Consider the following 12,780-nt stretch of genomic DNA (forward strand, 5'->3'; position numbering starts at 1 on the left):
ATCTATTGACCTCTCCAGGTGGTGTGCATTCTTATTGCTTCTTATTGAGAATAGATTTTGATGACATTTTTGGTGATTTACTGTTTCTCAAATGCCTTTTTTCACTTTATCTGTTTGTTTTGATGCTTCCTTTGATTTTCATCTCCGTAATTTCCCTCTGTAACATTTTGGGGTGCGGAATGTGGGTTTAAACGAGATAAACTTTGCCTCTACATCCTCAATTCTGTTGTATCTGAACCAAGGCTATGTGATGAACGGAATAAATGATTATGTTCAGGATGATACAAGCGCGAGCGCCCACTTACTGGTAATAGTGCAGGACTAATCACATAAAGTGTCGTTCGGCGTAATTTCTCTTCATGAGTACAATTTGCCATTTGTGCTAAATTCACAACCCGGATTTTTTCATCTGGCCAGCCTAAGCGATAGCAAATTGCTACTGGAGTATCTGGATCATAATGTTCTAACAATTTCCCTTGGGCTTCAGTGATATGAGTCACACTGAGATATAAACATAAACTGGCACGATGTGCTGCTAAAGCTGCTAACTCTTCCGTATCTGGAACATGGGTACGGCCACTAATGCGAGTCAGGATGATAGTCTGCACTAAACCAGGCACAGTTAACTCTATCTTGAGTTTAGCTGCGGCAGCTTGAAAAGCACTGATACCAGGAATGACTTCAAAAGGAATATTAGCATCGGCTAATAGCTGCATTTGTTCATGAATAGCACTATACAGACTAGGATCACCAGAGTGTAATCTTACCACAGATTTATGCGATCGCACGGCATCAATCATCAGTGGTACAATTTCTTCCAAAGTCCGATTTGCTGTTTTGATAATTTCCGCATCTGGACGACAAACATCTAGAATTTGTTCGGGAATTAAAGAATCTGCAAATAAAATCACATCAGCCGCAGCTAACAACTTTTGCGCCCTAACCGTTAATAAATCAGGATCTCCCGGTCCAGCACCAACAATATAAACCCCAGGCTCTAAGGTATTTGGATACTTGAAAAAACTCAAATTATTAGTAGATTCACTCATTAATTTCCCCCTGCAAAACCCTGCAAAAAAACTTTTACCATTTCCCTAGTACCCTTCCGGATTCAGCCACTTTGCCTAGTAGAAATAGATGGTAGATGCACCCTGGTTAAGCCCTAGAGATTAATTACTCTGGGGCATTTTTTTCTCCATTCCCCCCAGCAACAACATCAGGTAAGGAACGCTTGAATATATATAGCCAAGCTAAACCAAATAATCCTAAAGTCATTCCCCCTAAACTTACCATTTGTGCCATCCGTAAAGGTCCTAGCATTAAGCTATCTGTGCGTAAACCTTCAATCCAAACCCGTCCCAAGCTATAAGCAACCCAGTAAACTAAAAATAACGTCCCTACTTTCAACCGGGGTTTTTTAGCTAAAGCTCGAAAAAACAAAGTTATTAACAATGCAAACACCATTAAATTCCACAACGATTCATAAAGAAAAGTGGGATGGAAATATTCAAAATTCACTAAATCCAAAGGACGACGATCTGAGGGAATATATAACTTCCAAGGTAAACTAGTTGGTCTGCCAAAAGCTTCCGAGTTGAAAAAATTTCCCCACCGACCAATTGCTTGCCCTAATATTAATGAAGGAGCAACCAAATCAGTCAATTGCCAAAAAGATACCTTATTCAGTCTAGCAAAAATTAACGCCGCGATCGCCCCGCCAATAATTGCCCCATGAATCGCAATACCCCCTTGCCAAATTGCAATTATCCGTTCTGGATGTTGAGAATATTCTGGCCATTGAAACAAAACATAATATAACCTAGCGGCGGGAATAGCTGCAATCACCAACCAAATTGATAAATCACTGATTAAATCGGGATTAACATGACGACGCTTGGCTAGGTATTGAGAAAGACTAACACCAATTAACACAGCAGAAGCAATTAACAACCCATACCAACGAATAACAATTGGTCCCAATTTAACCACAATCGGACCAGGGGAAGTAAATAAAAACCCCAACGGCAAAACAGAAAAATCCACTATCATACAAAATTACCTATAGGAGTATGAAATCTATGGAGATAAAACACAATAATATAGTACGCCTTCCTGACTTCCTGACTTCCTGACTTCCTGACTTCCTGACTTCCTGACTTCCTGACTTCCTTCTTCCTCCTTCCTCCTTCCTCCCTCCTTCTTCCTCCTGACTCCTGACTCGGTGACTCCTGACTCCTTCTTCCTGTGTTAGATTTAATAAAGTTCTGTGGAAAATCCGTCAATATAATCACTTAAAATAACCTTGTGATTGCTATTTATCCTGGTAGTTTTGATCCCATCACCTTGGGACATTTAGACCTTATTCAGCGCAGTAGTCGCCTATTTGAACGAGTCATTGTTGCCGTCCTCCGCAATCCCCATAAAATGCCATTGTTTACAGTAGAGCAAAGATTAGAGCAAATTCGTCTAGCTACAAAACATTTACCAAATGTAGGAGTAGACAGCTTTGACGGTTTGACTGTAAAATATGCTCAAATGCAACAAGCGCAAGTTTTGTTACGGGGGTTAAGAGCGGTTTCTGACTTTGAGATTGAGCTACAAATGGCTCACACTAATAAAACATTGTCTACTCAGATCGAGACAGTTTTTCTGGCAACATCAAATGAGTATAGTTTTTTAAGTAGTAGTGTGGTAAAAGAGATTGCCAGGTTTGGTGGCTCTGTTGATCATCTTGTTCCCCCACACATTGCCCTAGATATATACCAATGCTACAACCAAAAATCCCTAGCCTCGAATCCAACTACAACGGCAACAATCCTCCCCCAAGAGAGTATGTGAATGGTATCCCCTCCATTGGTAATCCAGAACCAACAGCAGGGGTAGATATTCAGCAGGAACTCAACCGCTTAGAGGACATAGTTCTCTCTAGTTTGAGGATTCCCCTGACAGGACGAACTTTAATAGATGAAGATAAATTACTAGAACAACTTGATTTCATCCGTCTGTCTTTGCCAACGGTGTTTCAGGAAGCACTCGATATTTTGGCACAAAAGAATGAAATTCTTCTAGAAGCGGAAGAATATGGACAACAGGTTGTAGATGTAGCCCAAGCAAAAAGAGCGCAAATTTTGGCAGAAAGTGATATTGTCAGGCAAGCACAGCGGGAAGCTGACCAACTGCGGCGACAAGTGCAGGACGATTGTGAAACAATGATGCAAGACACTCTTGCAGAAATTGACCGTAAACGTCGCGCTTGTCAGCAAGAATTAGAAGAAATGCGTCAAACTGCAATTTCTCAAGCTGAAGAAATTGAAGATGGTGCTGATAAATACGCCGATAACGTTCTGGCTAATATTGAACAGGATATACAGGAAATGTTAAAAATTATTACTAATGGCCGCAAACAATTAAATTCTGCTAATGTCCCCAAAAATGGAGATCATCCCCAACAACGCCCCCATAATTCCAAAAAAAGATAGTATCACCTCGTTCCCAGTCTCTGACTGGGAATGCTATTACAGAGGCTCTGCCTCTTAATCATAAGAATACCCGGTAAGTGGGAAACTCAGTGGCTTTAGCCCTGAGAAGGAAACGGCACGAGCGGTTTTAACCGCTGTGAATCTTAAAATTGAAACCAGATTTTTGATTGGAACCTGGAAACCAACTCCCTTGCGGGGTAATGTTAGCTTCGACCTGTTATAAGAGCTTGTTAGGCTGGCAACACTGTTTCAGTGACCTTAAAACTGTTTAATTGCCAGCGACAGAGCAGGGAACTAGCTACGCATTCCAGGGTGTCGTGACTCAAATAACGGCTACCATGAGAGTAAACTCAGGGTGGTCTGGTCAGTACGGCTTGCTTGATTACTCTTGCAAGCCCAGTCCCTTTAGGGCTGGGTTACTGACTATTCTCATCTAGAATATACAAATATTATATAGCAGTTCTTGTGATCTTAGGTACAAAGTTTTTTAGTTTTAGGGAACTGGGAATAGGAAATAAGGAATAAGTTAATGATATATAACAGTTCTTATTTAATTACTATTTTGAAGGATAGCATCGAACGCAGATAAACGCAGATAAACGCGGATTTTTTTGTTCTCTCTGTTTATAGATAATTTTTTCTGCAAATTATATTTAATTCAATCAGAAGTTTTAATTTGATCTAGGATAATACTCGCGTATTTATCCCAATTTATGGTACAAATAAAACAATTAGAGTAGTTATTGTTCTGCTGACAATTAAGAAGGGGTAGTTTTTATGGTTGAACCACTCACTGGCTCTGTTATTGTTTCTTTATCTTCCTCGGAAGCAATCAAGGAAGGTGGAAAATTTGCAGTTAAAGGAGTCGCGGATACTTTTGCAAAGTTGGTTAGCACTATTCGACAAAAGCTAACTACAGAAGGAATGGAAGGTTTATTAATTCGGGCTGAAAAAGATCCAAATGAAAAAAATAAACTTCAGTTACAAGATGAATTGCAAGAATACATTAATGCTGATAAAATTTTTGCTAATCAACTTAAATTGCTAGTTGAAGAACTCAAAACACAAGACCCTAAGATTCGTCAGGTAATTCTGAGTGGAATTGAATTAACTGGTGATTTACAAGCTCAGAATATCACTCAAAAAACTTCAGGAAGTAGTGGTTCTGTTGACCAGGAAATGCTCACCAATATCAAGGCTAATAATATTAATGTAGGTAATTTAAATCAAGAAGGTTAAGTTCTAATCATGAATACAAATCATCTTCCTCAAGTTGTTCAAGAGCTTTTCAAAAATGTGCAAGTGGGGGGTGATATCTCTGTGAGAGATATTACTCAAGTTTTTCAAACTGTCAATAATTTAAATGATTGGGATAAACCTCTAGGTTTTCCCCACAATATCCCTAATAGTAATACTAAAAAGTTTGTTGGTCGAGAAAATGAATTAGTTTTAATTCATCAACATTTACAAACTAGCAATCATGCTGTAATTTCTGCTGTTGAAGGTATGGGTGGTATTGGTAAAACTGAATTAGCTACCCAATATTCTCTTCTGCATTTATTCCTAAATTTTTATCCAAGAGGTATTTGTTGGTTGTCGGCTACAAATTAAAATCTCGGTTTACAAATAATTCAATTTTGTCGCACACATTTAGGTTTAAATCCCCTAGATGATTTTGATGTATTACTACAAGTAAAGTGGTGTTGGCAACGTTGGCAAGAAGGTAGGGTTTTATTAGTTATTGATGATGTCCAAAATTATTCGGCGATTCAGCCTTATTTGCCGCCACAATCATCTCAATTTCAGGTTTTGATCACAACAAGACTAAAACTAGATTTATCTGGTTCTTTGTCTTTACAAATCCTTTCTCTACCGGAGGCAATGGCATTATTATCAAAATTAATTGGTGAGGATAGGTTAAATCAAGAAACAGCACTAGCAGAGGAACTTTGTCAACTGTTAGGTCGTTTACCACTAGCTTTACAATTGGTTGGTCGTTATCTCAAATATCGTCAGATATCTTGCGCGGAAATGTTGCAAAGATTAGCAGCTAAAGGTATCAATCATTCTGCTTTTAATATTGATGCTCATGACCCTACTTGGACTTTATCTATAACTCGTGGTGTTCAAGCTGCTTTTGAATTAAGTTGGGAAGTTATCAGTTATTCTGCTCAAGAGTTAGGTTGTCTACTCAGTTTATTTGCTTTAGCTCCCATTCCTTGGTTATTGATTCAAAGTGCTTCACGGGAAAAAAACATAGAAAGTCTAGAAAATGCCAAAATTGAATTAGAACGATTACATCTTTTACAAAGTGAAAATATTGATCATTATCAATTACATCAACTAATTCATGATTTTTTACAAGTCAAGTTAGAAAAACTGTCAACGGTTACACAGGAAAAGATCACTTTGGCAAACTTTTTGTTTTTAGATATTGGTCAACTTTTTAGTAATTTATTCAATCGTCAATCTGTCAGCACTACACTAAAACGTAATTTTTGCCAAGCAATGGTTAATATAGCTCAAGAAATTCTTGACCAACTAATACAGAAAGATATTCAAAAATTCAAATTAGCTATACCCCATTTACAGGAAGTAGCAGATCATTTACTGGATACTGTGAGTGATGAAAATTTAATTTGGCCTTTTTTGGGAGTAAGAAGCTTTTATCAAAGACAAGGATTATATAATGATGCAGAACCCTGGCTAAAAAAATGTGTATTATTGCTAAAACAACGTTTAGGTAATGATCATCCTGATGTTGCTACCAGTCTCAACAATTTGGCATTTTTTTACTATTCTTAACACAAGTACAAGGAAGCAGAACCTCTCTACCAACAAGCTTTAAATATTTTGGAACAACGATTAGGAGTAAATCACCCTCATACTATTATTGTACATGGTAATCTTGAATATTTACGCAATCTTTAAGTAAATGCTGTTAATCTTAAAGCATTTATTTTCAGACAAATTTATTGGATAAGACAACAATAGCTTTGTTTAGCAATCTGATGTTTAACGTTCAAACTCTTATTCTTGTAATTTGTATGAGAATAAGAAAAAAATTTTTAGATAAGGAGATTAAGGAGAACAATAGGTAATTATGAAAACTGACAAACTGTTTTACCGACTATTTTTATCTCAGCCAGGATTGATTACCGAGTTAATCCCAGAAATTCCCAAAGATTGCGAATTTACCTATAGTGCGCCCGCAGTCAAAGAAAAAGGATTTGCAATAGATGGATTATTAACACCAATTGCCAAGGATCTAAATTTACCGTTAGTATTTTTAGAGGCACAGATGCAAAGAGAACCCAAATTTTATGGTCGGTATTTTGCAGAGATTTTTATGTACCTATATCAATACAACATCAAACAACCTTGGTACGGATTGTTGATTTTACCCAACCGACGGGAAGATTTAGGCTCAGATATTCCCTACCAATCGTTGTTAACAAATCAAGTCAAACGGCTATATTTAGAAGATTTATTACCGTTAACAGATTTGAGTCCCAATCTATCATTATTGAAATTGCTGGTAGTCAATGAACAAGATACAGCCTCCTTGGCACAAGCGATTATTAATAGTGCAGAAACAGAAGAAGAACTGCGCCGGCGCTTAGATTTGGTAGAAGCTATACTTGTGAATAAATTCCCACAACTCAGCACAAAGGAGATTTTGAAAATGCTAAACCTGAAAACAGCAGATGTCACCCAAACACGGTTTTATCAGGAAGTGTTTCAAGAAGGACAGCAAGCAGGACAACAAGCAGGACGACAAGCAGGGGAAACGGATTTAGTGCTGCGTATGTTGACGAAGCGGTATGGATTGCTGTCTTTAGCCCAACAAGAGCAAATAAGAAGTTTGAATATAGAGCAGTTGGAGAGTTTAGGGGAGTCCTTGTTAGATTTTACAGAAATATCCGATTTAGATAGGTGGCTTTTGGCGCATATAAAAACTTGAGAATAGTTTTCTAGGAAAGGAATATTAATTTTCACAGCTAGACTTGGCGTAAGCTATACTGCATAGCTCCTGTATTCTGTATTTCCTCATGAATTTAGCCTGGGAAAGATTGACTTTATCTTCTTTACCACTGAAAGAATATTTGTCTGGTAGTTACCTACATCGGTTTCTGGTGGGGCTTTTGCTGCCTTGGCGACAAAGTAGTATCTTAATGCAGTGGGGAGATATTATTGCTGTTGGCTTACTTAGCCTCATTTATGGTCTTGCACCTTTTGTTTCTACTACTTTAATCGGTTTATTGTTGGTGGCTTGTGTCGGCTTTTGGCTGCTGTTGACTTTATCGGATGATAATACATCAGCAAATGCGGCTTCGGTTACTCCTATTCACCTGCTGGTGTTGCTGTATTGGAGTATTGCTGCTATATCAACAGCTTTATCACCGGTGAAAAAAGCGGCTTTGGGTGATTTACAAACATTAACTCTTTATTTGTTACTGTTTGCCCTCTGTGCTAGGGTGCTGCGCGTCCCCCGATTTCGGTCTTGGTTGATTACTCTCTATTTGCATATATCCCTGATTGTCAGCGTCTATGGGTTGCGACAATGGTTTTTTGGCGCGAAGGCTTTGGCTACTTGGGTTGACCCGGAATCACCTTTGGCTAAGACTACGAGAGTTTACAGTTACTTAGGAAATCCTAACCTATTAGCTGGATATCTTTTACCCGCTGTAATTTTGAGCTTAGTTGCTATTGTAGCTTGGCCGGGTTGGATTAGGAAATCATTAGCATTAACAATGTTTGTGGTTAACGCTACTGTTTTAATTTTGACCTTTAGTCGCGGTGGTTGGATTGCCTTATTAGTGGAATTATTGACAATAGCGGTGTTGCTGTTTTATTGGTGGAGTATAAGTATGCCCCCATTTTGGCGGACTTGGTCTTTACCAATATTGTTAGGAACTGTAGTGGGGTTATTGATAATTGGATTGATATTTGTCGAACCCTTCCGGGTGCGAATCGTGAGTATATTTGCCGACCGCAAAGACAGTAGTAATAACTTTCGGAAAAATGTTTGGGAATCGGTGTTTCAAATGATCCGCGATCGCCCTATAATTGGTATAGGACCAGGACATGGTGCTTTTAATAAAGTTTATCCTCTGTACCAACATCCGAAATTTACAGCATTAAGTGCCTATTCGGTGTTTCTAGAAACGATTGTAGAAACTGGCTTTTTGGGTTTTACTTGTTTTATGTGGTTGATTGTCGTTGCATTAAATACAGGATATTTGCAATTAAGTCGGTTACGAAAAACTAAGAATATGGAAGGCTTGTGGCTAATGGGGGCAATAGCTGCTATAATAGGTTTATTAACTCAGGGTTTATTTGATACAGTTTTCTATCGTCCTGAAGTTAATACTCTCTGGTGGTTAATGATGGCTTTAATTGCCAGTTATTGGCAACCTTTAACCCGCAATAATCATAATCACGCTTAGAAAAGAGTTTCCTAACCCGCCTGGGAATGAATTCCCAGTCTAATAGTTCAAGTCCACTGAAGTGGACTCAAAGCCTTTAATAGTCGTCTTTAGACGACTTTTGCTATGAGACTCCGAATTCATTCGGAGGCGGTTGTGGGAATTTCCCCTGCCCTCTGCCTCCTAGTACCTCTTCATTGCCCTTTGCATATCTCGCTGGTCGTCACGACGTTTGAGACTTTCGCGTTTGTCGTGGAGTTTTTTACCTTTACCCAGCGCAATGACTATTTTTACCCAACCTCGTTTCAGATACATTTTTAAGGGGACTAGGGTTAAACCTTCCTGTTGTACCCTCCCAATAAGTTTACGCAGTTCTTGTTTATGGAGTAATAATTTGCGGGTTCGTCTGGGTTCGTGATTAAAGTATGCACCACTAGAGGCATAAGGAGAAATATGGACGTTGATTAACCATGCTTCACCGTCACGAAGCAACGCATAGCCATCTTGCAAATTGGCTTTACCCGCACGAATTGATTTTACTTCAGTTCCTGTCAACTGAACTCCCGCTTCATAGGTTTCTATGATTTCATATAAAAACCGTGCTTGCCGATTATCACAAATAACTTTGTAACCTTCACTCTGTTTATCACTCATCGAAAATCTTCTTAGTTTTAATAAATACGCCTAAAAATTTCTTTAGACTAACTCTTTTATTGATTGTAGTTCACAAAGACAGGTGACAGGTAAACCTGTTTAGTCTCTAAATTACGTAAAGTTTTATGAACAATTCCTAAAAATTTAATATTTTCTTTAGAAATCATTGATGATGTCATCATGAGTAAGTAATCTTGTCATAGTATTAAAGATCAAATTAGTATTCTTGCTTGTGTCTATTAATATTGTTGATAACGGCAAATCACTCGGTCAAAAAATTATAGGGGTGTATTATCCATGCCCTTGACTATTCTTGTCGCAGATGATGATTTAGGCACGCGTCTATCTATTAGTGATTATCTTGATCTGTCCGGGTATAATGTTATAACTGTTGATAATGGTATTGATGCTTTGGATATGGTTGAAAAGCGTCATCCTGATTTGATGGTGACAGATATTATGATGCCACAGATGAATGGTTATGAGTTGGTGCGTCGTGTTCGTCAATTATCGGCGTTTCGATTATTACCTGTGATTTTGTTAACAGAGAGAACGAAAACCCAAGAACGAATTTTGGGATATCAGTCTGGTTGTGATTTGTATTTGCCTAAGCCTTTTGAATTGGAGGAAATAGCCGCTGCTATACGTAATTTATTAGAGCGATCGCAAATCATCCAATCAGAATGTCGTTTTATTTATCAGGAAGAAATCAGTTTTGCCACTTATACAAAAGCAAAAAACGGTCATATTTCTATCCCTACTCAAGTGCAACAATCTCAAGTATTGACACCGCTAACTGTGAGAGAACAGGAAGTTTTAGACTTATTAACTCATGGTTTGTCTAATGGAGAAATTGGTAATCATTTACATTTAAGTCCGCGCACAGTGGAGAAATATGTGAGTAGTTTATTGAGAAAAACTGAAACTAGTAATCGTGCTGAATTGGTTAGATTTGCGATCAAACATGATTTAGTAGAATAGGATTTTTGTCCAATTTGACATTTTTAGTCTGGTAATATTCAGGGAAATTGAGTATTTTGAGGGTGCGTTAGTAAGTCCATAGCGCACCAAAATATAACCCGACTAAAATTTACAAATAGACTCTGGTTTCAGGGGACATTGTTTAACGATAAGTGGATTTTTCGCAAGGTAAAGATAAGCCAAATTAGTCAGATTAGACAAAGGTTTGATATCGCTGATTTTATTTCCCGAAAGGGAAAGAGAAGTCAAATTAGTGAGATTAGACAAAGGTTTGATATCGCTGATTTTATTTCCCGAAAGGGAAAGAGAAGTCAAATTAGTGAGATTAGACAAAGGTTTGATATCGCTGATTTTATTTCCCGAAAGGGAAAGAGAAGTCAAATTAGTGAGATTAGACAAAGGTTTGATATCGCTGATTTTATTTCCCGAAAGGGAAAGAGAAGTCAAATTAGTGAGATTAGACAAAGGTTTGATATCGCTGATTTTATTTCCCAAAAGGTCAAGAAAAGTCAAATTAGTCAGATTAGACAAAGGTTTGATATCGCTGATTTTATTTCCCAAAAGGTCAAGAAGAGTCAATTTAGTCAGATTAGACAAAGGTTTGATATCGCTGATTTTATTTCTCGAAAGTTTAAGTTCAGTCAAATTAGTCAGATTAGACAAAGGTTTGATATCGCTGATTTTATTTTCCCAAAGGTTAAGAGAAGTCAATTTAGTCAGATTAGACAAAGGTTTGATATCGCTGATTTTATTTTCCTCAAGGGAAAGAGAAGTCAATTTAGTCAGCGTTTGATTAGCTTGACTACAATTTCGGGTTTCAGCAACATTTAATAATGCTTCTACCGTTCGTTTCGTCTCTTGAGGTAAACTGGCTTTTTGTTGACACCATTCTTTAAAGGTCTTAGGTGTTTTTATAGGTGCTGCGGTGACTTTTGGGGTGTAAAATCCTAAAGTCAAGGTAAAAATAGTGGTCGCTACTAAAGCTAGTTTCATGATTTTACAAGTTATACAAAAAATCTACAGTAATTTTACCATCTTCCAACTTGCAAAATAAGTCTGCTTTTAGCTATTTTTCGGACGTTTGAGGGGAATAGAATTAATCGGACCAAGAATTTGATTTAAATCCCGTAATTGTTCAGCCGTACCCATACAAATTAATGTATCTCCCGACATTAAAACAGTATCTCCAGTGGGACCACCAATGAGTTTACCATCAAGACGACGAATTGCCAGAACTAATGCTCCTGATTGCGATCGCAATTTCGCTCTTTGTAAACTTTGACCAACGAAGGGACACCTATCGGAATCTAGTAAAAATTCTTCCATATATAACTGACGGTCTGTACCAGAAAGCATCCCATCTACAAAGTCTAAAATTTGCGGTCTGAGGGCTGCTGCTGCCATGCGTTTGCCGCCGGTGATATACGGTGAAATTACGGCATCTGCGCCACCGCGCTGTAACTTTTGTACCGCTTCTTCCGTACTAGCGCGAGCGATCGCCCGAATGCCTGGATTCAGAGTTTTTGCTGAGAGAACAGTATATAAATTTTCCGCATCTGAAGGTAAAGCCGCGACAATACAAATTGCTTTAGTAACGCCAACTTTTAACAAAGTATCATCTAACGTCGCATCACCTTGAAAAACAATGTAACCAATTTCCTGGGCTTTTTGGACAGATTCAAGTTCCGAATCAATAATCACAAAAGAAACAGCTTCAGCCTGAAATTCCTTAGCAATTTGTCGCCCAGTGCGACTAAATCCACAGATAATATAATGTTCTGATAATGATTCCATTAAACGCCTTTGTTGTCGGAGTCGAATTCCTTCTAGAAAATAACCTTCAATGACTGCGGCTGTAAATCTATTAACAATATAAGTAAGATTCACCACACCCATTAAAATTAAGACAATGGTAAATAAACGCCCTCGACTACCTAATGGGTGAGTTTCTCCATAACCGACAGTTGCTAGAGTAATTACAGTCATGTAAGCTGCATCTTCCCATTTCCAGCCCTCAACCAGGGAATACCATAAAGTCCCAATTAGGGAAATACCAGCTAAAGCAAGCGCCCCAGCCATTAATTCTTTTTGAATCCGTTGATATTTTTGTTCAAGGGTAGAATACACAGGCAATTAAAAATTAAGAATTAAAAATTAAACAACTCCCGACATCAGGGACGACAAATAATAAATTACCCAATTTTGTGGGATGGGCATCCTTGCCCGTCCTTAATGAT

At 38.0% G+C, this 12,780-nt stretch carries 14 protein-coding genes; 8 read left to right on the forward strand and 6 right to left on the reverse strand.

Features of this window, described 5'->3' with window-relative positions; translation table 11 throughout:
• Positions 1-209: 209 nt before the first annotated feature.
• From cobM to FJR06_RS16240, 3 genes are all read right to left on the reverse strand, one after another.
• Complete coding sequence (cobM, locus tag FJR06_RS16230) at positions 210-1,049, reverse strand: precorrin-4 C(11)-methyltransferase (protein ID WP_015078945.1); 840 nt, start codon at positions 1,047-1,049, stop codon at positions 210-212.
• A 124-nt stretch (positions 1,050-1,173) separates the two neighbouring features.
• Complete coding sequence (lgt, locus tag FJR06_RS16235) at positions 1,174-2,049, reverse strand: prolipoprotein diacylglyceryl transferase (protein ID WP_015078946.1); 876 nt, start codon at positions 2,047-2,049, stop codon at positions 1,174-1,176.
• The gene (locus FJR06_RS16240) at positions 2,046-2,291 is read right to left on the reverse strand and encodes a hypothetical protein (RefSeq protein WP_168651811.1); all 246 of its coding nucleotides are present in this window, start codon (positions 2,289-2,291) and stop codon (positions 2,046-2,048) included. The genes lgt and FJR06_RS16240 overlap by 4 nt, the downstream gene beginning before the upstream one ends.
• 13 nt (positions 2,292-2,304) lie before the next feature.
• On the opposite strand from FJR06_RS16240, the gene coaD reads away from it, so the two are divergent.
• The 7 genes from coaD to FJR06_RS16280 all read left to right on the forward strand — a co-directional run bounded on the left by coaD (position 2,305) and on the right by FJR06_RS16280 (position 8,929).
• The gene (gene coaD, locus FJR06_RS16245; protein WP_015078948.1) at positions 2,305-2,838 is read left to right on the forward strand and encodes a pantetheine-phosphate adenylyltransferase; all 534 of its coding nucleotides are present in this window, start codon (positions 2,305-2,307) and stop codon (positions 2,836-2,838) included.
• Positions 2,766-3,479: a DivIVA domain-containing protein gene (locus FJR06_RS16250; RefSeq protein WP_041457704.1), complete on the forward strand. Its 714-nt coding sequence runs from the start codon at positions 2,766-2,768 to the stop codon at positions 3,477-3,479. Before coaD ends, FJR06_RS16250 begins: the two co-directional genes overlap by 73 nt.
• Before the next feature lie 777 nt (positions 3,480-4,256).
• Positions 4,257-4,718, forward strand: a complete 462-nt coding sequence (locus FJR06_RS16255) for a hypothetical protein (RefSeq protein ID WP_015078950.1) — start codon at positions 4,257-4,259, stop codon at positions 4,716-4,718.
• Positions 4,719-4,727: 9 nt separating this feature from the next.
• Positions 4,728-5,090, forward strand: coding sequence for an ATP-binding protein (locus FJR06_RS16260; RefSeq protein ID WP_015078951.1), 363 nt, complete (start codon positions 4,728-4,730; stop codon positions 5,088-5,090).
• Positions 5,091-5,108: 18 nt separating this feature from the next.
• Positions 5,109-6,284 carry a tetratricopeptide repeat protein gene (locus tag FJR06_RS24945; protein WP_371724157.1) on the forward strand — a complete coding sequence of 392 codons (1,176 nt, stop codon included), beginning with the start codon at positions 5,109-5,111 and terminating at the stop codon, positions 6,282-6,284.
• Between the two features lie 298 nt (positions 6,285-6,582).
• Entirely contained in the window at positions 6,583-7,443 is an 861-nt protein-coding gene (locus FJR06_RS16275) for a DUF2887 domain-containing protein (protein ID WP_168651812.1), read from the forward strand.
• Between the two features lie 88 nt (positions 7,444-7,531).
• Entirely contained in the window at positions 7,532-8,929 is a 1,398-nt protein-coding gene (locus FJR06_RS16280) for an IctB family putative bicarbonate transporter (RefSeq protein ID WP_168651813.1), read from the forward strand.
• A gap of 162 nt (positions 8,930-9,091) precedes the next feature.
• Here FJR06_RS16280 and smpB read toward each other — a convergent pair whose 3' ends face one another.
• On the reverse strand, positions 9,092-9,562 hold the full coding sequence (gene smpB / locus FJR06_RS16285; RefSeq protein ID WP_015078954.1) for an SsrA-binding protein SmpB: 471 nt from the start codon (positions 9,560-9,562) through the stop codon (positions 9,092-9,094).
• Positions 9,563-9,859: 297 nt separating this feature from the next.
• Between smpB and FJR06_RS16290 the strand changes: the two genes are divergently transcribed.
• The gene (locus FJR06_RS16290) at positions 9,860-10,543 is read left to right on the forward strand and encodes a response regulator transcription factor (RefSeq protein WP_168651814.1); all 684 of its coding nucleotides are present in this window, start codon (positions 9,860-9,862) and stop codon (positions 10,541-10,543) included.
• A gap of 102 nt (positions 10,544-10,645) precedes the next feature.
• Here the strand turns inward: FJR06_RS16290 and FJR06_RS16295 are convergent, their stop codons facing one another.
• On the reverse strand, positions 10,646-11,536 hold the full coding sequence (locus FJR06_RS16295; protein WP_168651815.1) for a leucine-rich repeat domain-containing protein: 891 nt from the start codon (positions 11,534-11,536) through the stop codon (positions 10,646-10,648).
• Positions 11,537-11,605: 69 nt separating this feature from the next.
• Complete coding sequence (locus FJR06_RS16300; RefSeq protein ID WP_168651816.1) at positions 11,606-12,670, reverse strand: potassium channel protein; 1,065 nt, start codon at positions 12,668-12,670, stop codon at positions 11,606-11,608.
• Between the last annotated feature and the right edge of the window lie 110 nt (positions 12,671-12,780).

It is taken from the genome of Dolichospermum sp. UHCC 0352, from assembly GCF_009711925.1.
Classification (GTDB): Bacteria; Cyanobacteriota; Cyanobacteriia; order Cyanobacteriales; family Nostocaceae; genus Dolichospermum; species Dolichospermum lemmermannii.